This is a genomic window from Mangrovibrevibacter kandeliae, assembly GCF_024519155.1.
Classification (GTDB): Bacteria; Pseudomonadota; Alphaproteobacteria; order Rhizobiales; family Rhizobiaceae; genus Mangrovibrevibacter; species Mangrovibrevibacter kandeliae.
This window is the reverse complement of sequence record NZ_JANIFJ010000006.1, coordinates 186,343-209,675: the sequence shown is the minus strand read 5'-3', so window position 1 is coordinate 209,675 and position 23,333 is coordinate 186,343. Positions and strand designations below refer to the sequence as shown.

Annotated in this window: 14 protein-coding genes and 1 pseudogene; 10 read left to right on the top strand and 5 right to left on the bottom strand. The window is 67.0% G+C overall.

Annotated features, from left to right (window positions below; all coding sequences use genetic code 11):
• Positions 1-58: 58 nt before the first annotated feature.
• The gene (locus NPA30_RS16215) at positions 59-334 is read right to left on the bottom strand and encodes a YiaA/YiaB family inner membrane protein (RefSeq protein ID WP_256803808.1); all 276 of its coding nucleotides are present in this window, start codon (positions 332-334) and stop codon (positions 59-61) included.
• Between the two features lie 159 nt (positions 335-493).
• Here NPA30_RS16215 and NPA30_RS16210 point away from each other — a divergent pair, with 159 nt between their 5' ends.
• From NPA30_RS16210 to NPA30_RS16190, 5 genes are all read left to right on the top strand, one after another.
• Complete coding sequence (locus NPA30_RS16210; protein ID WP_256803807.1) at positions 494-1,120, top strand: TetR/AcrR family transcriptional regulator; 627 nt, start codon at positions 494-496, stop codon at positions 1,118-1,120.
• Between the two features lie 397 nt (positions 1,121-1,517).
• On the top strand, positions 1,518-3,458 hold the full coding sequence (locus tag NPA30_RS16205) for a PrkA family serine protein kinase (RefSeq protein WP_256803806.1): 1,941 nt from the start codon (positions 1,518-1,520) through the stop codon (positions 3,456-3,458).
• Between the two features lie 18 nt (positions 3,459-3,476).
• Positions 3,477-4,790: a YeaH/YhbH family protein gene (locus tag NPA30_RS16200; protein ID WP_256803805.1), complete on the top strand. Its 1,314-nt coding sequence runs from the start codon at positions 3,477-3,479 to the stop codon at positions 4,788-4,790.
• Positions 4,780-6,318: a SpoVR family protein gene (locus NPA30_RS16195; protein WP_256803804.1), complete on the top strand. Its 1,539-nt coding sequence runs from the start codon at positions 4,780-4,782 to the stop codon at positions 6,316-6,318. Before NPA30_RS16200 ends, NPA30_RS16195 begins: the two co-directional genes overlap by 11 nt.
• 159 nt (positions 6,319-6,477) lie before the next feature.
• Positions 6,478-8,634, top strand: coding sequence for a TonB-dependent siderophore receptor (locus tag NPA30_RS16190; protein WP_256803803.1), 2,157 nt, complete (start codon positions 6,478-6,480; stop codon positions 8,632-8,634).
• 302 nt (positions 8,635-8,936) lie between these two features.
• Here the strand turns inward: NPA30_RS16190 and treS are convergent.
• A pseudogene (gene treS / locus NPA30_RS16185) lies at positions 8,937-10,604 on the bottom strand (maltose alpha-D-glucosyltransferase); the annotation flags it as partial.
• Between the two features lie 311 nt (positions 10,605-10,915).
• Between treS and NPA30_RS16180 the strand changes: the two are divergent.
• The 3 genes from NPA30_RS16180 to NPA30_RS16170 are packed head-to-tail and all read left to right on the top strand — an operon-like array spanning position 10,916 to position 15,613.
• Positions 10,916-12,700, top strand: coding sequence for a thiamine pyrophosphate-requiring protein (locus NPA30_RS16180; RefSeq protein WP_256803802.1), 1,785 nt, complete (start codon positions 10,916-10,918; stop codon positions 12,698-12,700).
• The gene (locus tag NPA30_RS16175) at positions 12,681-13,817 is read left to right on the top strand and encodes an SDR family oxidoreductase (RefSeq protein ID WP_256803801.1); all 1,137 of its coding nucleotides are present in this window, start codon (positions 12,681-12,683) and stop codon (positions 13,815-13,817) included. Before NPA30_RS16180 ends, NPA30_RS16175 begins: the two co-directional genes overlap by 20 nt.
• Positions 13,814-15,613 (top strand): glycoside hydrolase family 15 protein, encoded by a 1,800-nt coding sequence (locus tag NPA30_RS16170; RefSeq protein WP_256803800.1) that lies wholly within the window; start codon positions 13,814-13,816, stop codon positions 15,611-15,613. The genes NPA30_RS16175 and NPA30_RS16170 overlap by 4 nt, the downstream gene beginning before the upstream one ends.
• Before the next feature lie 60 nt (positions 15,614-15,673).
• Here NPA30_RS16170 and NPA30_RS16165 read toward each other — a convergent pair whose 3' ends face one another.
• Positions 15,674-17,455 carry a vWA domain-containing protein gene (locus NPA30_RS16165; RefSeq protein WP_256803798.1) on the bottom strand — a complete coding sequence of 594 codons (1,782 nt, stop codon included), beginning with the start codon at positions 17,453-17,455 and terminating at the stop codon, positions 15,674-15,676.
• A 229-nt stretch (positions 17,456-17,684) separates the two neighbouring features.
• Between NPA30_RS16165 and NPA30_RS16160 the strand changes: the two genes are divergently transcribed.
• Both NPA30_RS16160 and NPA30_RS16155 read left to right on the top strand, forming a co-directional pair.
• Entirely contained in the window at positions 17,685-18,251 is a 567-nt protein-coding gene (locus NPA30_RS16160) for a TadE/TadG family type IV pilus assembly protein (RefSeq protein WP_256803797.1), read from the top strand.
• Entirely contained in the window at positions 18,248-18,823 is a 576-nt protein-coding gene (locus NPA30_RS16155; protein WP_256803796.1) for a TadE/TadG family type IV pilus assembly protein, read from the top strand. Before NPA30_RS16160 ends, NPA30_RS16155 begins: the two co-directional genes overlap by 4 nt.
• Before the next feature lie 55 nt (positions 18,824-18,878).
• Here the strand turns inward: NPA30_RS16155 and NPA30_RS16150 are convergent, their stop codons facing one another.
• On the bottom strand, positions 18,879-22,019 hold the full coding sequence (locus tag NPA30_RS16150; RefSeq protein ID WP_256803795.1) for an efflux RND transporter permease subunit: 3,141 nt from the start codon (positions 22,017-22,019) through the stop codon (positions 18,879-18,881).
• A 10-nt stretch (positions 22,020-22,029) separates the two neighbouring features.
• Positions 22,030-23,280 carry an efflux RND transporter periplasmic adaptor subunit gene (locus tag NPA30_RS16145; protein WP_256803794.1) on the bottom strand — a complete coding sequence of 417 codons (1,251 nt, stop codon included), beginning with the start codon at positions 23,278-23,280 and terminating at the stop codon, positions 22,030-22,032.
• Positions 23,281-23,333: the final 53 nt, after the last annotated feature.

Sequence of the window (23,333 nt, the reverse complement as noted above, 5' to 3'; positions counted from 1 at the left end):
GCGGCAGGCGGTGGCAAAGACGGGCGTCCGCGCGGCGGCGGGCCGGGCGACCCTTCGATCAGACGGAGCCCTGCAGCTCGCGCGGGAGCCGCACGGCTCCGGCATCGTCGGGCTCGCGCATGAGCTTCTCCGCCTCCTCGTTGTCGCGCAGCGTCTTCGTCGCGACGACGATCGCCTGCGCGAACATCGCGATCCCCATCAGGAGGAAGAAGCGCTGCCACTGGTCGATCGGCATCGACAGGAGGCCGTAGCCGAGGAGACCTGCGGACAGGACAACGGATGCGCAGGAGAAGGAGACCCAGGCGGCGCTGGGCTTCTGGATGCGGGAATGCATGGCGATTCTCCTTTGATGAACGATGTTCAGCCTATGGGTAGCGCAGCTCCGAACGTCCTGCAAGCGTTTTATGAACGTTGTTCGAATTAAAGGGTGCTGCTAGAGCATCCGGCAGGCATCGAACCGCTCCAGGGGCGGCGGTCGAGGGAAAGGACGCAGGTGGCACGTCGGCGCTTTACCGAGGACGAGGAAAACGCGATCCGCAGCCGCATCGTCGAGGCGGCCCGGCGGCAGATCGAAGCAGACGGCCTCGCGGCGCTGAAGGCCCGCGCGCTCGCCGAGGGTCTCGGCATGGCGACGGGCAAGATCTACAGCTACTTCGCCGATCTTGACGCGGTGGTCGTCGCCGTCAATTCGCAGACGCTTGCCCGGCTTGACGCCACCATCGTCGCGGCGCTGCCCGATCGCAACGAGGCACCGCCCCGCGAGGTGCTGGTCGGCCTTGCCCTCGCCTATCACCGCTTCGCCGTCGACAACGTCCATCTCTGGTCGGCGCTGTTCGAGCGGGCGAGCGTCACCATGCGTGCGCCGACGGCCGGCTGGCACCTCGACGAGCATCTGCGCCTGATGGGCTACATCACCGGCGCGCTGCAGCGCCTCTCGCCAACGATGGGCGAGGCCGACGCCTGGCGGCACGCGCGCACGCTCCTCGCCGCAGTGCACGGGATCGTTTCCACAGCGCTCGCCGGCTTCTTCGTCGCGGTGCCGCGGGACCAGGTCGCCGACGAGCTCGCCTTCCTGGTGACCCGCGTCTGCGATGGGCTGCAGCACGCGAGGGTCGGCTGACCGGCGCCGCCGCCCAGCTCTACGTCAGGCGAACTGTAAAGCCGAAAGCTGATTCGGCCTGACGACCCGGAGGCGCCGCCAGTCGGCGCCGGCGCGCCTCGTGCGCCTCGGGTCACGCACGTTTGCTCTCGGCCTCGGCCTCCCCTCCACCGGCTGCGACCAGAGATCGACTGCGCTCTCCGACGGACGCCGCGCGCCCCCGGCTGCGCAGGGCCGGCCGGAAAAAAGCCTTCATGCTCAAATGCTTTCGCAGGCGGAGCGGACTGCGACAATCACGTCGCAGCACCGCACAATCCGCTGATCGGGCTTGCATATCGCAGCGCAACTATGTCCACTTCGAAGTGTCGAACCGTCCCGGACGCCGTTCGCGGCCCGCTCCGGATGATCTGGAGGCCCTATGTCGACTGCTCTCTTTGAGACCTATTCGAAGGCCTACGAGGCGCGTCGTGAAACCGTGATGAGCGTCGCGGACTATCTGACCGCCTGCCGCACCGACCCCTTGATGTTCGCCGGGCCGCACGAGCGCCTGCTCGCGGCGATCGGCGAGCCCGAAATGGTCGACACGGCGCAGGATTCGCGCCTCGGCCGCATCTTCTCCAACCGCACGATAAGGGTCTATCCGGCCTTCGCCGAGTTCTACGGCATGGAGGAGACGGTCGAGCGGATCGTCGCCTTCCTGCGCCAGGCCGCACAGGGCCTCGAGGAGCGCAAGCAGATCCTCTACCTGCTCGGCCCGGTTGGCGGCGGCAAGTCCTCGCTCGCCGAGCGCATCAAGGCGCTGATCGAGGAGCAGCCGGTCTATGTGCTGAAGGCCGGCGACGAGCTCAGCCCGGTGTTCGAGAGCCCGCTCGGCCTGTTCGACCCGGAGACCATGGGGCCGATGCTGGAGAGCGAATACGGCATCCCGCGGCGCCGCCTCACCGGCCTGATGAGCCCCTGGTGTGTGAAGCGTCTCGACGAGTTCGGCGGCGACGTCACCCAGTTCAAGGTCGCCAAGCTGATGCCCTCGCGGCTGCGCCAGGTCGCGGTCGCCAAGACCGAGCCGGGCGACGAGAACAACCAGGATATCTCCTCGCTGGTCGGCAAGGTTGATATCCGCCGGCTCGAGATGCACGCCCAGCACGACCCCGATGCCTATTCCTACTCCGGCGGGTTGAACCGGGCGAACCAGGGCGTGCTCGAGTTCGTCGAGATGTTCAAGGCGCCGATCAAGATGCTGCATCCGCTGCTGACGGCGACGCAGGAGGGCTCCTATGTCGGCTCGGAGAACATCGGCGCGATCCCCTTCACCGGCATGATCATGGCCCACTCGAACGAGGCCGAGTGGCGCTCGTTCAAGAACAACAAGAACAACGAGGCCTTCATCGACCGCATCTACGTGATCAAGGTGCCCTACTGCCTTCGTGTCGACGAGGAAACCAAGATCTACGAGAAGCTGGTGCGCAACTCCGAGCTCTCGGCTGCCCCGTGCGCCCCGGACACGCTGGAGATGCTCGCCCGCTTCTCGGTGCTGTCGCGCCTGAAGCCGCACGAGAACTCCAACATCTTCGCCAAGATGCGCGTCTACAACGGCGAGAGCCTGCGCGAGGTCGACCCCAAGGCGCGCACGATGCAGGAGTATCGCGACGCGGCCGGCGTCGACGAGGGCATGAACGGCATTTCCACCCGCTTCGCCTTCAAGGCCCTGTCGGCGACCTACAACCACGACACCGAGGAGGTCGCGGCCGACCCGGTGCACCTCATGTACGTGCTGGAACAGTCGGTCCGGCGCGAGCAGTTTCCGGACGAGGTGGAGCGGAGCTACCTCGAGTTCATCAAGGCCGAGCTCGCGCCGCGCTATGCCGAGTTCATCGGCAACGAGATCCAGAAGGCGTATCTGGAGAGCTACCACGACTACGGGCAGAACCTCTTCGACCGCTACGTCGCCTATGCCGACGCCTGGATCGAGGACCAGGACTATAAGGATCCCGACACCGGCCAGCTGCTCAACCGCGAGCTCCTGAACCAGGAGCTCTCGAAGGTCGAGAAGCCGGCGGGCATCGCCAATCCGAAGGACTTCCGCAACGAGGTCGTGAAGTTCTCGCTGCGCTCGCGGGCCGCGAACGCCGGCGAAAATCCCTCATGGACCAGCTACGAGAAGATCCGCGACGTCGTCGAGAAGCGCATGTTCAGCCAGGTCGAGGATCTTCTCCCCGTGATAAGCTTCGGGTCGAAGAAGGACAGCGAAACGGAAAAGAAGCATAGTGAGTTCGTCGACCGGATGATGAAGCGCGGTTTTACCGAGCGTCAGGTGCGCCGTCTCGTCGAATGGTACATGCGGGTGAGGCAGGCCGGCTAGGGCCTGGGCGGGCAGCGAATGCACATCATCGATCGTCGTCTCGACCCCGGCGGCAAGTCGCTCGCCAATCGCCAGCGCTTCATCCGCCGCGCCCGCGCCCTGGTGCGCCAGGCGGTGCGCGAAGCCTCGGGCTCGCGCGGGATCCGCGAGGTGGACGAGGGCGGCTCGGTGTCGATTCCGGCCGACGGCGTGCACGAGCCGAGCTTCCACCGCGGCGGCGAGACCGGGCGGCGCGAGCCGGTCCTGCCCGGCAACAAGACCTATGTGCAGGGCGACCGCATCGCGCGCCCGCCGCAGGGCGGCGGCTCCGGTTCGGAGGGCAGCCCCGACGGCGAGGGCGAGGATCAGTTCCGCTTCATCCTGTCGCGTGAGGAGTTCCTCGAGTTCTTCCTGGAGGACCTCGAGCTGCCGAACCTTGCCAAGCGCCAGATCATGGGCGACGCGCAGGAGATCCGCCGGCCGGCGGGCTTCCGCACCGCCGGACCACCCGCCGCGCTGTCGGTGCCGCGCACGCTGCGCCGCAGCCTGTCGCGCCGCATCGCGCTCCGCCGCCCGTCCAGCGACGAGATCGACGGGCTGAAGCGCGACATCGAGGCGCTGGAGAAGAGCGGCCGCAGCGCCCGGCGCCTCGCCGAACTCAAGCTCGAGCTGGAGCGGCAGGAGCGGCGCACCCGCACCATCCCCTTCATCGATCCCGTCGACCTGCGCTACCGGCGCATCGAGGTGACGCCGGAACCGGTGGCGCGCGCGGCGATGTTCTGCCTGATGGACGTCTCGGCCTCGATGGACGAGCACATGAAGGACCTCGCCAAACGCTTCTTCAGCCTGCTCTACATCTTTCTCACGCGCCGCTACCGCCAGGTGGAGATCGTCTTCATCCGTCACACCCACGAAGCCAAGGAGGTGGACGAGGAGACCTTCTTCCACTCCCGCCTCAGCGGCGGCACGGTGATCTCCTCGGCGCTCGACGAGATGGCGAAGATCGCGGCCGAGCGCTTCCCGGTTAACCAGTGGAACATCTACGGCGCCCAGGCCTCGGACGGAGACAACTTGTCCACCGACAACGCCCGGTCCGTGGCGCTCCTGCGCTCCACCATCCTGCCGATGAGCCAGTTCTACGCCTATCTGCAGGTCGGCCACGGCGAGGGCGAGCGGGTCGGCGTCTTCTCGCGCCAAGAGTCGAGCCTGTGGCGGGCCTATCAGCAGCTGGTCGGGCCGGACCTGCCGCTCGCCATGCGCAAGGTGGACAATCGCCGCGACATCTATCCGATCTTCCGCGAGCTGTTCGAGCGCAAGGACGTCCACACGGGGAGCGGCGGACATGGGGTTTGAACCAGGCGGCCCATTGCTCTTCAGCGGCCAGGACTGGAGCTTCGAGACGCTGCAGCGGATCTACGGTGCCGTCGAGCGGATCGCCCATGACGAGCTCGGCCTCGACACCTACCCGAACCAGGTGGAGGTGATCACCTCCGAGCAGATGCTCGACGCCTACGCCTCGACAGGCATGCCGCTGTTCTACAAGCACTGGTCCTTCGGCAAGCAGTTCCTGCGCAACGAGACGCTCTATCGCAAGGGCTGGCAGGGGCTGGCCTACGAGATCGTCATCAATTCCAGTCCCTGCATCGTCTACATCATGGAGGAGAACTCGGCGACGATGCAGACGCTGGTGCTCGCGCACGCCGCGTTCGGGCACAACCACTTCTTCAAGAACAATCACACCTTCCGGCAGTGGACCGACGCCTCGGCGATCCTCGACTATCTCGCCTTCGCCAAGAAATACGTCACCGCCTGCGAGGACCGCTATGGCGCCGACGCCGTCGAGCGGCTGCTCGATTCCGCCCACGCGCTGATGAACAACGGCATCCACCGCTACCCCGGCAAACATGCGCCCGACCTCCTGTCGGAGGAGCGACGCGAGCAGGAGCGCCGCGCCCACGACGAGCGGCTCTACAACGACCTGTGGCGCACCCTGCCGAAGAAGCGCTCAAAGAGCGCCGAGCGTCCGGAGGAGGACCGGCGCCGCGCCCTGCTCGGCCTGCCGGAGGAGAACATCCTCTACTTCCTGGAGAAGACCGCGCCGCGCCTGCAGGGCTGGCAGCGCGAGCTGATCCGCATCGTCCGGCAGATCGCGCAGTACTTCTATCCGCAGCGCCAAACCAAGGTGATGAACGAAGGCTGCGCCACCTTCGTGCACTACAAGATCATGGGGCGCCTGCACGAGACCGGCCGGATCACCGACGGCGCCTATCTGGAGTTCCTGCACTCGCACACCAACGTCGTCACCCAGCCGGACTACGACGACCCGCGCTACAGCGGCATCAACCCCTATGCCCTCGGCTTCTCGATGATGCAGGAGATCGAGCGCGTCTGCCTGTCGGAAAGCGCGGAGGACAAGGCCGCGCATCCCGACATCGCCGGCTGTGGCGACCCCTATGGCGTCCTCAAGGACGCCTGGGCGAACTACCGCGACGAGAGCTTCGTGATGCAGTTCCTGTCGCCGCGCCTCATTCGCAAGCACCGGCTGTTCCGCCTGGTCGACGACCAGGAGGAGGACGAGGTGCTGGTTGCCTCCATCCACGACGAGCGCGGCTATCGCGACGTCCGCCGGTCGCTGTCGCGCCACTTCGACGTGTCGCGGCAGGATCCGGACATCCAGGTGGTCGACGTGGACCTGGCCGGCGACCGCCGGCTTCTGGTCCGCCACAACGTGGTCGACGGCGTGACCCTCGATGCCGGTGACGCGCAGCGGGTGCTGCGCCATCTCGCCGACCTCTGGGGCTATTCGGTGCGGCTCGTCGAGGCGGACGAGCGCGCGACCTACGCCACCCACGACGCGGAGCCGAGCCAGGCATTCCGCTAGCACGGCACCGTCGTGGCGCTGCAGCGGGGCAAGAACACGCGCCTAGTTTGGAATTTTTCCAATTAAAACAAAGTGGTGCGATTGCCACATTGCCGCCGCAGATGTGACGGTCACTCCAAACTTGACTCGCAAAGTCAGCTTTTCGTGGGCTAAGGGCGAATGTCGCTCCAGCTCAGGAAGGTTCCCGTGCCCACTCCCCGTTCCGTTCTCTTCGCCACCGTCGCCATGGCCGCGCTGACCGCGCCTGCCGCCGCACAGGAGACGATCCAGCTCGAACAGGTGACGGTCGACGGCGTCGGTCCCTCCGGGGGCATTGCCGATCCGGCACCGGTGGAGGGCTACGTCGCCAAGGACACGACGGCGGGCTCCAAAACCGCGGCGCCGATCGCGGAGGTTCCGCAGTCGGTCTCGGTCCTCGGCCGCGAGGAACTCGACGACCGGGGCGTGCAGAAGGTGGACGAGGCGCTGCGTTACACCGCCGGCGTCTTCGCCCAGCCCTTCGGCAAGGACACCGACACCGACTGGATCTACATCCGCGGCTTCGACGCCACCCAGACCGGCGTCTCCCTCGATGGGCTGCCGCTGTTCCAGTACGCCTTTGCCGGGATCATCGTCGACCCGTTCCTGCTCGACCGTGTCGAGGTTTTGCGTGGCCCGGCCTCCGTGCTCTACGGCGGCTCGAATGCCGGGGGCCTCGTCAATTCGGTGATGAAGCGCGCCGACGGCGAGCATCACGGGTACGCCGAGACCGGGATCGACGACACGCCGAACGGCTATGTCGGGCTCGATCTCGGCGGCCGCTTCATCGGCAGCGACGCCTGGAGCTGGCGGGTCGTCGGGCGCGTGAAGGGCGGGCGCACCGACGTCGACTATGCCGACAATCTGCGCGGCACCGTCGCGCCGAGCCTCCTGTTCGAGCCGGACGCCGACACGCGGCTCGAGCTCTATGCGACCTACGAGTATGACGACCAGCGCCACACCAACGGCTTCTTGCCCTATGTCGGCACGGTGGTCGACGCGCCCTACGGGCGGATCGACCGCTCCTTCTACTATTCGGAGCCCGAGCTCGACCGCTTCGAGCACAAGCAGGCCTCGATCGGCTACGAGTTCGAGCACCGGCTGAACGATACGGTGACGCTGCGCTCCAACACCCGCTACCTCTATCTCGAGCGCAACGAATACGGTCCCTACCTCTACGACACGGTGCAGACCGACGACGTCCTGAACCGCCTGAACTTCGCGCACGACACCGATGCGGGCCTCTTCACCACCGACAACCAGGCGATCTTCAGCTTCGACACCGGCGCGGTGCGGCACGAGCTCCTGGCCGGCGTCGACTACAAGCACTATCGCATCGACCAGACCCAGGCCGTCGGCGCCGCCGATCCCCTCAGCGCCACCAACCCCGTCTACACCAACAACCTGCCACCGCTCTTTGCGCCTTACACTGACGAGGTCGTGTCGCTCGACCAGCTTGGCGTCTACGCGCAGGACCAGCTGAAGTTCGGCGACGGCTGGATCGTCACCCTCAACGGGCGCTACGACGAGGTCTGGATCGACCGCGACGACCGGACGAGCTTCGACGTCGACTATGACGGCGAGGAGGGCTCCTTCAGCGGTCGCGCCGGCATCGCCTACGCGTTCGCCAACGGCCTGACGCCTTATGCCAGCGTGTCGCGCTTCTTCGACCCGCAGATCGGCACCGACGCCAACAACGAGGCGCTGCCGCCGCAGACCGGCGAGCAGTACGAGATCGGCCTGAAGTATGCGCCGACCTTCCTCGACGCGACCTTCACCGCCTCGCTCTTCGACCTCACCCGCCGCAACACGGTGCAGAGCGATGCCAACTTCGTGCCCCGGGCCGTCGGCGAGGTGCGCTCGCGCGGCATCGAGCTCGAGGCGAATGCCAATCTCACCGAAAGCCTGAAGCTGACGGCCGCCTTCACCGCCTACGACCTCGAGATTACCGAGAACGTCGATCCGACGCTCGTCGGCAACCGCCCCTATCTCGTGCCGGAGGTGCTGGGCTCGCTCTGGCTCGACTACACCTTGAAGAGCGGCCCGGCCGAGGGCCTCGGCTTCGGCGGCGGCCTGCGCTATGTCGGCTCGTCCTATGCCGACAACCAGAACACGCTCGAGGTGCCCTCGGTGACGCTGTTCGACGCCGCGATCCACTACGAGAAGGACGACTGGGGCGTCTCGCTCAACGTCAACAACGTCTTCGACGAGGCGTACGTCTCCGGCTGCCAGCAGGCCTACAGCTGCGCCTATGGCGAGGGCCGCTCGGGTCTGTTGAAGGCGCACGTCAAGTTCTGAGGCGACACGCGGCTCGCTCGGAATTCGCCCTCACCAGGCTGCTCGCTCGCGCTCGCATCCACCCTCTCCCACGACGCGGGAGAGGAAGGGCGCCCGGTTCGGACAGCACCGTCGCCAAGCGTCGGGCGTCCACGCTCCAGCCGCGCTTTCCTCCCGTCAGGGAGCAAGGCGTCGGCAGGCGGATGGAGGGCGTTACCGACCGATCATCCCTGCCGCCGCGCCTCCGCGCGTGTCTGGCGGGTCGCCTGCGCGTCGGGCAGCTCCGGCTTGGTGCCGCCGCCCTCGCAGGGCTCGCACACGGTGGGCGCCTCGTCCTGCGACGACAGCCTCAGCCAGTAGAAGCTGCGGCCCGGCAGCGTCAGCTGGTACGGAAGCGCGCCGATCGGCGGGAAGCGGCAGCCGCCGAAGAGGTCGACGGGCACGCGGCCCTCGTGCTCGGACAAGTCGACATTGGCCGCCTGCGCGGTCTCCGACAGGTTCACCACGCACAGCACCTTCTCCTCCGGCAGGCAGCGGGTATAGGCGAGGAGGCGGCTGTTGCCCGAGGCGATGAAGCGGATGTCGCCGCGCCCGAAGCAGGCATGGGCGTTGCGCACCTCGATCAGCCACCGCATCCAGTTCAGCAGCGAGGAGCGGATCTCGCGCTGCGTCTCGACGTTGACCGCCTCGTAGCCGAACAGCGGATCGACCACCGGCGGCAGGTAGAGCGACACCGAGGGCGCGCAGGAGAAGCCGCCGTTGCGGTCCGGCGACCACTGCATCGGCGTGCGGACCCCATCCCGATCCCCGAGGAACGGGTTGTCGCTCATGCCGATCTCGTCGCCGTAGTAGATCACCGGGGTACCAGGCATCGACAGGAGCAGCGCGTTGAGCAGCTCGATGCGCTTGCGGTCGCCGTCGACCAGCGAGGCGAGCCGGCGCCGGATGCCGAGATTGATCCGCAGGCGCCGGTGCGTGGCGTAGAACTGCCACATGTCCTCCCGCTCCTCCTCGGTCACCATCTCGAGCGTCAGCTCGTCGTGGTTGCGCAGAAACAGCGCCCACTGGCAGGGCTCCGGCAGGCGCATGGTGTCTTCCACCACCTGCGCGATCGGCGCGCCGTCCTCCTTCGCCAGCGCCATGAAGAGGCGCGGCATCAGCGGGAAGTGGAATGCCATGTGGCACTCGTCCCCCTGCCCGAAATAGGGGATCGTGTCCTTTGGCATCTGGTTCGCCTCGGCGAGGAGGATGCAGTCCGGGTTGCGGGCCTCGATCTCGGCGCGGATCGCCTTCAGCACGGAATGGGTCTCGTCGAGGTTTTCGCCCGTCGTGTTCTCGCGCTCCACGAGGTACGGCACCGCGTCCAGCCGGAAGCCGTCGACCCCGAGGTCGAGCCAGAAGTTGAGGATCGTCTTCACCTCCCGCATCACCAGCGGATTGTCGAAGTTGAGGTCCGGCTGGTGACTGTAGAAGCGGTGCCAGTAATAGGCGCGGGCGACGGGATCCCAGGCCCAGTTCGAGGTCTCTGAATCGAGAAAGATGATCCGCGCGTCTTCGTACTCGTGCCCGGTGTCGCTCCAGACGTAGAAGTCCCGCTCGGGGCTTCCCTTCGGCGCCCGGCGCGCACGCTGGAACCACGGGTGCTGGTCCGAGGTGTGATTGACCACGAGTTCGACCAGGATTCGCAGCCCCTTGGCATGCGCCGCTTCGACGAACCCGCGGAAGTCGTCGAGCGTGCCGTAGTCCGGGTTCACGCCGCAGTAGTCCGAGATGTCGTAACCGTCGTCGCGCAGCGGCGAGGGAAAGAACGGCAACAGCCAGACGGCGCTCACCCCGAGATCGACGATGTGGTCGAGCTTCTGCGTCAGGCCCTTGAAGTCGCCGATGCCGTCGCAGCTCGAGTCGAAGAAGGAGCGCACGTGCAGCTGGTAGATGATCGCATCCTTGTACCAGTAGGTCGGATGCTCGGAGTCGACGGTGCGACGGGCGATGTGGGTGCGGGACGACGCTGCAGATGCGCCGGACGTGTGTACGGTCATGGTGCCGCCTGATCGGGCCAGAGTGATGCGATCAGGCCGTCCCTGCCCCGCCGCGTGAAGAGAAAGCGTGCGCTGCACAAGAGTTCCGGCGCCGGCGCATTTTCTCGAGGACACTTCGTCGGCTTATAGACGGGGGGAGTACACCTCGACCCTTCCGATGCGGCAATAGGGCACCGGTTAACTTCTGCTCATCCCGGAACGTTCGCTTCGCGTACCCGATTACGCTCACCGAATGGCAACGGACGCGGCAGAAGGAGGCGGCGATGGCACAGACGGTGGGCGACTTCGTGTGGGCGCGCCTCGCCCAATGGGGCATCAAGCGGATCTTCGGCTACCCCGGCGATGGCATCAACGGTCTCCTCGGCGCGCTCGACCGGGCCGGAGATACGTTCGACTTCGTTCAGGTGCGCCATGAGGAGATGGCGGCGTTCATGGCGTCCGCCCATGCCAAGTTCACCGGCGAACTCGGCGTCTGCCTCGCCACTTCGGGTCCGGGGGCGGCGCATCTCCTGACCGGGCTCTACGATGCGCGGATGGACCACATGCCGGTGCTGGCGATCGCCGGCCAGCAGGCGCGCACCGCGATCGGGGCGCATTACCAGCAGGAGCTCGACCTGCCGTCGATGTTCAAGGACGTCGCCGGCAGCTTCACCGGCATGGCGAGCGCGCCGGCGCAGGTGCGTCACCTCGTCGACCGCGCGGTGCGGATCGCGCTCGGCGAGCGGCGGGTGACCGCCTTGATCTTTCCGAACGACCTGCAGGAACTGCCGATGGAGGAGCCGCCGCGCAAGCACGGTGCGGTTTTTTCCGGGGTCGGCTGGTCGCCTCCGGACGTTATTCCGAAGCAGCCCGATCTTCACCGGGCCGCCGAGGTGCTGAATGCCGGCAAGAAGGTCGCGCTCCTCGTCGGTGCCGGCGCGAAGGACGCCGCGGACGAGATCATCGCGCTCGCCGACCGGCTGGGTGCCGGGGCCGCCAAGGCGCTTCTCGGCAAGCAGGTGCTGCCCGACGACCTGCCCTGGGTCACCGGCTCAATCGGACTTCTCGGCACCAAGCCGAGCTACGACATGATGATGGAGTGCGACACCTTCCTGATGCTCGGCTCCGGCTTCCCCTATTCGGAGTTCCTGCCGAAGGAGGGTCAGGCGCGCGGCGTGCAGGTGGACATCGATCCGGGCATGCTGTCGATCCGTTATCCGATGGAGGTCAACCTGACAGGCGACGTTCGCTCGACGGTGGCGGCGCTGCTGCCGCTCCTGGAGCAGAAGGCCGACGGCCGCTGGCGCGAGACCATCGCCGAATGGAACGAGGACTGGAACCGGACGCTCGTCGAGCGGGCGGAGGCGAAGGCCAACCCGGTCAACCCGCAGAAGATCTTCACCGAATTGTCGAAGCGCCTGCCGGGCGACGTGATCCTGACCAGCGATTCCGGCTCTTGCGCCAACTGGTACGCGCGCGACATCAAGATCCGGCGCGGCATGATGGCGTCGTTGTCCGGCGGGCTCGCGTCGATGGGGGCAGCGGTCCCGTATGCGATCGCGGCGAAGTTCGCCCACCCCGGGCGGCCGGTCATCGCATCGGTCGGCGACGGCGCGATGCAGATGAACAACATGGCCGAGCTCATCACCGTCGCCAAACACTGGCAGAACTGGACCGATCCCCGCTTCATCGTCGTCGTCCTCAACAATCAGGATCTCAATCAGGTGACCTGGGAGCAGCGGGTGATGGAGGGCAATCCGAAGTTCGAGACGACGCAGGACCTCCCGGACGTCGCCTATCATCGCTTTGCCGAGATGATCGGACTATCGGGCATCTTCGTCGACACGCCCGACCGGCTCGGGCCGGCTTGGGACGAGGCGCTGGCGGCTCGGCGCCCGGTGGTGCTGGAGGTGAAGACCGATCCGGACGTGCCGCCGCTGCCGCCGCACATATCCATCGATCAGGCCCGCGCCTTCACGTCGATGCTCGTCAAGGGCGACCCGAACGAGAGTTCGGTCATCCGCAACACCGCCCGTCAGGTGCTCGGCCATGTCCTCCCCGGCCAGTGATCTCGTTCGGCCGCTGGCGCGCGGCGCAGGCCGGGCGCTGCAGGCGGTGGCGCGCCATCCGGCCGGTGCCGATCTCGCCGAGACGCTCTACCGGCACTTCCTGGAGCGGCGCCCCCGCGCGAAGCGTCCGCCGATCGTGGTCGTCACCGGCGCGTCGGCCGGTGTCGGGCGGGCGGTGGTGCGCGCGTTCGCCGAAGAGCGTGCGAAGATCGGGCTGATCGCCCGCGGGATCGACGGGCTCGAGGGCGCCAAAGCCGAGGTGGAGGCCGCCGGAGGCGAAGCGCTGGTCGTGCCATGCGATGTCGCCGACGCCGCGGCGGTCGAGCGCGCCGCGCAGGCGGTGGAGGATCGCTTCGGCCCGATCGACGTGTGGGTGAACGTCGCCTTCGCCGGCGTCCTGTCGCGCTTCGTCGACATGTCGCTCGACGACTTCAAGCGCGTCACCGACGTGACGTATCTCGGCCAGGTGCACGGCACGATGGCGGCGCTGAAGCGGATGCTGCCGCGCAACAAGGGCAGCATCGTCCTCGTCGGCTCCGCGCTCGCCTATCGCGGCATTCCGCTGCAGTCCGCCTATTGCGGCGCCAAGCACGCCATCCAGGGGTTCCACGATTCGATCCGCTGCGAACTGATCCATGCCCGCAGCCGGGTGCACGTGTCGATGGTGGACCTGCCCGGCGTGAACACGCCGCAGTTCGACTGGATCCGCACCAACCTGCCCAAGAAGCCGCGGCCGGCGAGCCCGCCCTTCCAGCCAGAGATCGCCGCGCGTGCCATACACTGGGCCGCGCATCACCGGCGCAAGCGGGTGATCGTCGGCTTCCCTTCGGTGCAGGCGATCTTCGGCGACTATGTCGCCTCCAGCCTCCTCGACCACTACCTCGCCCGAACGGCCTTTTCGGGCCAGCAGGGCGAGGAGAAGGTCGCGGCGGACCGGAAGGACAATCTCTATCAGCCGGTCCCGGGCGATCACGGCGCGCATGGCCGTTTCGACGCGACAGCGCGAACCTCCAGCTGGCAGCTCTGGCTCAACCTCAACCGCGGCGCGATCGCGCTTGCCGCGGCCGGCGTCGTCGGCCTCGGCGCACTCGGGCTCTCGCGGCGGAGGCGGCGGTGACGACGAAGGACATCGGCGACTACGCCATGATCGGCGACGGCGAGACGGCTGCCCTCGTCGGCCGCGACGGCACCATCGAATGGCTGTGCATGCCGGACTTCGATTCCGAAGCGTGCTTCGCCTCCCTGCTGGGCGACCGCGACAACGGCTGCTGGCGCATGGCGCCCGTCTCCGAGCCGACGGCCACCTCCCGTCGCTACCGGGGCGACAGCCTGATCCTGGAAACGCTGTTCGAGACCGAAAGCGGCACGGTCGCCGTGATCGACTTCATGCCGATGCGCGGCGTGGCGCCGGACGTGGTGCGTATCGTGGAAGGGCGCAGCGGCCGGGTGGCGATGTCGTCCGAGCTGATGCTGCGCTTCGGCTACGGACGGGTGCACCCGCTGATCCGGCAGGAGGCCGAGACCGACCTCATCGCCATCGCCGGACCGGTGGGCGTGGTGCTCCGCTGCGATGTTCCGATCGAGCACGGCGAGCGCCAGTTCGACAGCCGCTTCACCGTGGCAGCGGGCGAGCGCGTCACCTTCACCCTCACCTGCTTCACCTCGTACAAGGAGGTGCCGAACCGGGTGGATCCCGCGGAGGCGCTGCGGCAGACCGAAGGCTTCTGGGCGGACTGGGCGGGTCCGATCGGCTATGACGGCGAGCATCGCGACAGCGTCGTCCGCTCGCTGGTGACGCTGAAGGGCCTGATCCACCGCCCGACCGGAGGCATCGTCGCGGCGCCCACGGCCGCGCTGCCGGAGTGGCCGGGCGGCGAGCGCAACTGGGACTATCGCTTCTGCTGGCTGCGCGATGCGACCTTCGCGCTGCTCGCCTTCCTGCAGGTTGGCCTGCGCGACGAAGCCCACGCCTGGGTGCGCTGGCTGCGCCGGGCGGTCGCCGGCGAGCCGATCATGCTGCAGCCCTTCTACACGATCCGCGGCGAGCGCCGTGTTCCCGAATACGAAGCGGATTGGCTCGAGGGCTTCAATGGCGCCCGGCCGGTGCGGCTCGGGAACGCCGCAACCGGCCAGCTGCAGCTCGACGTCTATGGCGAGGTTCTCGACACGTTGTTCTTCGCCGACAAGCACGGCATCGAGCGCGACGGGGACAGCGAGGCGCTCGTGCGCCTGCTCGCCGACAATCTGGAGGATCTCTGGGAGAAGCCGGATGCCGGCATCTGGGAGAGCCGCGGCGAGCCGCGCCACCACACCTATTCGAAGGTGATGTGCTGGACCGCCTTCGACCGCGCGTCCCGCTGGTTCGAGGAGAGCGATCCCGAAGCGTCCCGCCGCTACCGCGATCTCGCCGACCGCGTCAAAGCGGTGGTGCTGGAGAAGGGCTTCCACGCCGATCGCAACAGCTTCGTGCGTGCCTTCGACGACAGTGCGCTCGACGCGGCGGCGCTGCGCCTGCCCCTCGTCGGCTTCCTGCCGGCGGACGATCCGCGGGTCCTCGGCACGGTCGCGGCCATCGAGACGCACCTGATGCGCGATGGTTTGGTGGCACGCTACGAGACCGGGGCGACGGACGACGGAGTCGGCGGCGACGAGGGCGCCTTCGTGGCTGCCGGCTACTGGCTGGCCAACGTCTATGCGCTCCAGGGCCGGCGCGGCGACGCCGAAGCCCTCTTCCATCGCCTCACCGAAAGCTCCAACGACGTCGGCCTCCTGTCGGAAGAGCTGAAGTTTGCCGACCGGCGGCTGCTCGGCAACTTCCCGCAGGCGCTGTCGCATCTGTCGCTGGTCAATGCGGCGCTGGATCTGAAGCCGGTCGACGGACCGTCACGCGAGCATTGCGGGCAGGAGGGCTGACGTCGTCGCAGGAAGGCGCAGGCGACGGCCGCAGGCCGCCCCCGTCGTGCCGGCGGACGCTCAACGCACCAGCCGGATCTCCGAGATGTTGTTGATGATCTGGTCGAACGAGGCGATCAGGTTCGCCGAGGTCTTGGCATCGAAAAAGTGCCCGCCCTTGTCGTCGCTCGCACAGTTGTAGAGGATATTCTTCACCGTCGACGGATCGTCGACGTCGAAGGCCACGGTGTAGATCTCGATGCCGGCCGCCTTGGCGTTGGTGCAGACCGTGGTCAGCCGCTCGTTCATCGCCGTCGTGTAGTTGTCCGACGTATATTGCGTCGTCCCCTGCTTGCTCGTGCCCTTGAAGATCTCGCCGGTGGAGGCGAATCCGTAGGCGCCGTAGGTCGACCGGTTCTGGTTGGGATCGCTTGAGGACACGCTCGTGCGGAAATTGTAGTTGTAGTAGGTGTTCTCGCCGTCGGTCATGACGATCATGATCTTCTTGGTGCGGTTGTAGTCCCTGTCGCCAGGCCCGCGCCCTTCGGTGAAGGGCTCGCCGTGCGAAAGGGTCCGCCAGCCCCAGGCGACACCGTCCGGGATGTTGGTGCCGCCCGAGGCGACCATCGAACGGACGTTGTTGATCGCCTTCGACTTGTCGGTGGTCAACGGCATGACCGGCTGCGTGGTGCACATGTAGTTCGGGCCGTTGCTCAGCCCGTTTGCCGTGACGCCGGAATTCGACGGGTAATACTCGTACTTGTCCACCCGCCCCTGGCGCGCGAACTGCTTGCTGTACCCGATATAGTTGTCCTTCTGGCTATTGCTCGAGATCTTTCGCAGGTCGTCGAGATAGTCGAAGGAGCTGTAGGCGCTGGTCTCGTCGGTGCTGCGGTTGTTCGAGGGATAGCGGGAGTAGTAGCTCGGCTGGTCCGGCGCGAACATCGGGGTGAAGTAGGAATTCGGATCGCTCGCCTTCGGGGCCGTGTCGTCGGTGCCGTAGCTGCCCCGCCGCACCTCGACGCAGCCGCCCCACGCCACACGCATCTGGTCGTAGAGGTAGAAGCGGTTCAGCACCGTCTTGTCGCTGTTGCGCGTCCACAGCTTGGTCGACGGGTTCTGCGACACGGCATAGCTGCTCGTCGACCAGTCGTTGCCCTGCAGGGTGCTGTCGCTGTTGCCCGGATCCATCCAGCTGGCGCTGCGGTTTCCAGTGCCGACATTGACCGACGCGGCGAAGGGCACGAGCGCCACCTTGATCGGATCGACGATGTCGCCCTTCGAGACGTCGGCGAGCGTGAACAGCTTCTTGACCGAGTCCTCCGCGACGCTGCGCAGCGTCGCGATCTTGCCGCCATCGTTCATCGACCCGGAATTGTCGAGGACGAAGGCCACTTCCATCGCCATCTCGCCGAACGCCACCTGCGTCGTCAGCTGGGTGTCGAGGAATTCCTGCAGCGTGCTCTTGCTGCCCGCCAGCTTGGCGATCAGATTCAGGGCGCCGCTGAAGTAGAAGTTGTGCCGATAGTCAGAGCGGAACTTCAGCACGGACGCGCCGTCGGCATCCTCTTCGACGCCGAGAAAGGTCAAGACTGCGGTTCCGCGCAGCTTGTCGGTCTTGATGTTGCTGGCGAAGACCTTCTGCGCGAGGTCCTTGGCCTTGTCCACGCCGTCGTCGATGTCCTTGGCGGCGGCGAGCGCCGCGGCATCCATCGAATCCTGCACGGTGGTCAGCGAGCTGCGGTAGATCGTCAGGTCGACGACGCCGAGTGTCGTCAAGCCGAGCGGAAACATGGCGATCGCGGCGATCATCCCGAAATTGCCGTCGCGCGCCCCGAGGAATCGGCGACAGAGTCTGATCATGACGGCTCTCCGCACATTCAGAGAGCTGATATGGCGCCAAAACCTTAACGCCCGGCTACGACGGGGGGCGCCCTTTTAGCGATCGCCGCCTTTTAAGGCCAGATGGTCGGAAGCCTGAACAACCTGTACGAGAACAGGTCGAATGCGCGGCACCGGGTTAACGCGGTCGCAAGGGTTAACCAATAGGTTCATGCAGTGATCTTTTAACCCGCAGGCACAGTTGCGACGAATGCATCAATCCCGGCGCTCGCAGACGGCCCGCAGGAAGCTGTGGTCCTTCGCCAGGGACGGTTCCGGCGCCACGGCGATCGAGTTCGCGATCCTGGCCCTTCCGTTCTTCATGGTGATCTTCGCCACGATCGAGACCGGCGTCGCGATGGCAGGCAAGCTCGTGCTCGAGAACGCCGTCACGCGCGTCGGGCGCGAGGTGATGACGGGCCAGACCCAGGAAGCAAATCTCGACGCGACGGACTTCAAGGCGCGGATCTGCGACAGCGTGAAGCTGATGCTCGACTGCGGCAAGCTGCAGATCGACCTGCGCACCTTCGATTCCTACTCGGCCATCCCGACGAACGCGCCGATCCTCAACGGCAAGCTCGACAATGGCAGCTTCTGCTACGACCCGGGCAATGCGAGCGCCATCACCGTGCTGCGCGTCTTCTACGAGTGGAACTGGTACACCGGCTTCATGCAGCGGGCAGCCTCGGGCAACGGCAAGACGCTGTTCGAGGCGATGGCGGCCTTCATGAACGAGCCGTTCGGCTCGGTCACCAGCACGAAGGCGACCTGTTCGTGAGACTGCCGCGCCTCGTCCTGCCTTGGTCGACCCGATGCCGGGCTGAGGGTCGGCCTCGCGGCGCCGGCTTTCGTGGCGACCGCTCGGGCGTCGCGGCGGTCGAGTTCGCGCTGGTGATCCCGTTCCTCCTGCTTCTCTATCTCGGCTCCTTCGAGCTCTCGAACGGCATCGAAGCGCGGCAGAAGGTGCAGGACACGGGCAGCACGCTCGCCAATCTGGTGGCCCGGATCCGCTCGCCCGACGAGACGCAGGTGAAGAACGTGTTCACCATCGCGACCGCGATGATGCGCCCGTTCGACACGACCGAGCTCAAGATCGCGATGACGGCGGTCTCGATCGACGCGAACGGGATCGCCAAGGTGACCTGGTCGCACACCTCCGACAACAACACCGGGGCCAAGGCCAAAGTCGGAGACGTCTACACGCTTCCCTCGGAGCTGAACGGGATCAAGAGCGGCTACCTCGTCTTCGCCGACGTGAAGTACGTCTACCATCCGACGATCGGCTGGAGCATCACCGCCGCCATTCCGATGAGCGACCAGCGGATCTTCCGGCCCCGGTACCGCTGGTAGAGCGAACGCGTCGGCGACGGCCGGGGACTGGGCCGGACGGCACCGGCCAAGGTCGTCAGCTCTGGCCGGCGACCGCCTCGGTGGCGCCCTCCTCCACCGCGCTGCGATTGCGCCCGCCCGCGATGCGACGCACCAGCACGTAGAGCAGCGGCACGAAGAAGACCCCGAACACGGTGGAGGCGAGCATGCCGCCCATCACCGCGACGCCGATGGCGTTCTGCGCGCCGGCGCCGGCACCGCCGGCGATGGCCAGGGGCAAGACGCCGAGGATGAAGGCGAACGAGGTCATCAGGATCGGTCGCAGCCGCATGCGCGCCGCATCGAGCGTCGCCTCGACGAGCGGCTTGCCGGCGGCCTGCATGTCCTTGGCGAACTCCACGATCAGGATGGCGTTCTTCGCCGCGAGGCCGACGGTGGTAAGCAGCCCGACCTTGAAGTAGATGTCGTTCGCCTGGCCGAACAACGTCGCGGCCGCGAGCGCACCGAGGATGCCGACCGGCACCGACAGCATCACCGCGAACGGGATCGACCAGCTCTCGTACAGCGCGGCGAGGCAGAGGAAGACCACCAGCGCCGAGATCAGGTAGAGCGAGGTCGACTGCGAGCCCGAGATCTGCTCCTGATAGGAGAGACCGGTCCACTCGTAGCCGTAGCCGCTGCCGAGATCGCCGATCAGCTGCGCCATCCGATCCATCGCCTCGCCCGAAGAGACGCCGGGCGCGGCGGAGCCCTGGATGTTCAGGGCGGCCACGCCGTTGTAGCGCTCGAGCCGGGGCGAACCGTAGGTCCAGCGAGTCGAGGAGAAGGCCGAGAACGGCACCATCTGGCCCTGCTGGTTGCGCACCGACCAGCGCTCGATGTCGCTCGGCTGCATGCGGTAGGGCGCATCGGCCTGCACGTAGACCGGCTTGATGTCGCCCTCGTTGGAGAAGTCGTTGACGTAGCGGCCGGCCATCGCGACCGACAGGGTCGTGTTGATGTCGGAGACCGAGACGCCGAGCGCACCCGCCCGCTCCTGGTCGATGTCGATCTGGAACTGCGGCTGGTCCGGCTGTCCCGCCTCGCGCACGCCGGCGAGCATCGGGTCCTGGTTGGCCTTGCCGACCAGTTGCCCGGCCGTCTGCTTCAGCGCCGCGTGGCCGGCATTGCCGAGATCCTGCAGGTAGACGGAAAAGCCGCTGGACGTGCCGAGGCCCGGCACGGCGGGCGGCGCCAGAGCGAAGACCATCGCGTCGCGCAGCTGGGAAAAGGCGCCCATCGCCCGGCGGGCGATCGCCGAGGCGCTGGCTGCCTGGTCCTCGCGCTGCGCCCAGTCCTTCAGCCGGACGAACACGATGGCGTTGTTCTGGCCGCTGCCCGAGAAGCCGAAGCCGACGGCCGCGAACACCGAATCGACGTTGGCCGCCTCGGTCTTGCGGTAGTAGGACTCGACCTGCTTGACGACCTCGGTGGTGCGCTGCGCCGTCGAGCCGACCGGAAGCTGGATCTGGGTCAGGAGGACGCCCTGGTCCTCGTCGGGGAAGAACGAGCTCGGCAGCGAGACGAACAGCCACGCGGCGCCCGCGATCACCGCCGCATAGGCGACGAGCATCACGATCCAGCGCTTCAGCGCGATGCCGACGCCGCCGACATAGCCCCGGTTGGTGGCGTCGAAGCCGCGGTTGAACCAGCGGAACAGGCCGCGCTTCTCGCCGTGCACCGGCTTCAGGATGGTGGCGCACAGCGCCGGCGTCAGCACCAGCGCGACCACCACCGACAGCAGCATGGCCGTCACGATGGTGATCGAGAACTGCTGGTAGATCACGCCGACCGAGCCGCCGAAGAAGGCCATCGGCAGGAACACCGCCGACAGCACCATCGCGATGCCGACCAGCGCGCCGGTGATCTCGCCCATCGACTTCTCGGTCGCCTCGCGCGGTGGCAGACCCTCCTCGGCCATGATGCGCTCGACGTTCTCGACGACGACGATCGCGTCGTCGACGAGGAGGCCGATGGCGAGCACCATGGCGAACATCGTCAGCGTGTTGATCGAATAGCCGGCAACGGCGAGGACGCCGAAGGTGCCGAGCAGCACCACGGGGATCGCGAGCGTCGGGATCAGCGTCGCCCGGAAGTTCTGCAGGAACACGAACATCACGACGAAGACGAGCACCACCGCCTCGAACAGGGTGTGCACCACCTTCTCGATCGACAGCTCGACGAAGGGCGTCGTGTCGTAGGGATAGACGACCTCGACGCCGCGCGGCAGCGTCGAGCTGAGGCTGTCGATCCTCGCCCGCACCGCCTCGGCCGTGTCGATGGCGTTGGCGCCTGCGGCGAGATTGACGCCGAAGCCGGCCGCGTTCTGGCCGTTGTAGCGGGCCGTGACGGCGTAGCTCTCGGCGCCGACCTCGATGCGTGCGACGTCGCCGAGCCGCACCAGCGAGCCGTCCGCCTCGGTCTTCAGGATGATGTTCTCGAACTGCTGCGGGGTCTGCAGCTGCGCCTGCGCCCGCACCGTGAAGTTCATCTGCTGGCCCGGCACGCTCGGCGTCGCGCCGAGCTGGCCGGCCGAGATCTGCAAGTTCTGCGCGGTGATCGCCGAGGTCACGTCGCTCGGCATCAGCTGGAACTTGTCGAGCTTCTCCGGGTCCAGCCAGATGCGCATCGCGTAGCCGGAGCCGAAGATCTGCAGGTCGCCGACGCCGTCCACGCGGCGGATCGGATCCTCGAGGTCGGACGAGATGAAGTCGGCAAGATCGTAGGAGGAGAGCGAGCCGTCGGTGGAGACGAGACCGACGACGAGGAGGATGCCCGCGCTCGACTTGGTGACGGTGATGCCCTGGTTCTGCACCGCGTCCGGCAGGCGCGAGGTGATCAGCTGGACCTTGTTCTGCGTCTGGATCTGCGCGGTGTCGGCATTGGTGCCGTTCTTGAAGGTCAGCTGGATCTGCGCCTGGCCGGTCGAGCTCGACGTCGAGGAGATGTAGTCGAGGCCGTCGAGGCCGTTGAGGTTCTGCTCGATGACCTTGGTCACCGAGTTCTCGATCGTCTCGGCGTCGGCCCCCGGATAGGTGGTCGTTACCGAGATCGTCGGCGGCGCGATCTCCGGGTACTGGGCGATCGGCAGCGAGGTCAGCGCGAGTGCACCGGCCAGCATGATCGCGATCGCGATGACCCAGGCGAAGACCGGTCGGCGGATGAAGAACAGCGCCATCGTCGGGTCCTCAGCGAGCCGCTTCGGTCTGCGCACCGCCGGCGGCCGGCGCGGCTCCGGCACTCGGCGCGTCGCCCTCCTTGGCCGTCGCGGCAGCCGAGACCAGCCCGTTCTCGTCGATCGTCACGGGCGTCGGCTTGACGGTCGCGCCATCGGCGATCTTCTGCAGGCCGTCGACGATCACCCGATCGCCGTCGGAGACGCCGGAGTTGACCAGCCAGTCGTTGCCGATGTCCTGCTGCACCCCGAGGATCCGCATCTGCGCCTTGTTCTCGGCGGTGACGAACAGCGCCGTCGCCTCGCCCTTGGCGTTGCGCGACACCGCCCGCTGCGGCACCAGGAAGCCGTTCTCGTTGATCGCGGCCTCCACCTTGGCCCGCACGTACATGCCGGGCAAGAGGATGCGGTCCGGGTTCGGGAACACCGCGCGGAAGGTGAAGCTGCCGGTGGATTCGGAGATCGTGATGTCGGCGAAGTCGATGGTGCCGGGCTCGCCATAGGTGCTGCCGTCGGGCAGCGTCAGCGTCACCTTGGCCTTCTCGGTGTCGTCGTTGCCGACGAGCGCCTTGAGCTTGCCCTCCTGCACCGACCGCCGGAAGTCGAGCAGCTTCTCGCCGGTCTCCGTCAGGTCGACATAGATCGGGTCGATGCGCCGGATGGTGGTCAGCGCGGTCGCCTGATTGCTGGTGACGAGTGCGCCGGGATCCACCGTCGACTGGCCGGCGATCCCGGCGAGCGGCGCGCGGATCTCCGTCCGGTCGAGGTCGATGCGCGCCGAACGCAGGGCCGCCTCGGCGGCCGACACGTCGGCCTTGGCGCTGAGATAGGTGGCCTGCGCGTTGTCGGCCTCCTGCTGGGAGATCGCCTTGCGGCCCAGGAGATCCTGGTAGCGCTTCGCAGAGGCTTCGGCGCTGGCGAGCGTCGCCTTGGTCTTCTCGAGCGTCGCCTGCGCCGAATCGACCGCGGCCTGATAGGTCTTGTCGTCGATGACGTAGAGAAGGTCGCCCGTCGCCACTCTCGCGCCGTCGGCATAGACCTTCTTGACGATCAGCCCGTTCACCTGCGGCCGGATCTCGGCCGACTCGTAGGCGCTGGTGCGCCCGGCCACGTTGCTGGTGATCGTCACCGGCTTCGGATGCAGCGTCACCACGCCGACTTCGGCCGGCGGTCGGGCCGCACCCTTGCCGCCCGCCGCCTGCTGCTGCCCGCTGCCGCCCTCCTGCGAGCATGAAGCGAGCGCGAGGCCGAGAGCGAAGAGCATCGAGGCAACGCCTCCGGAGCGCAGGACGCCTTCGAATCGGCGTTTCGCGTTGC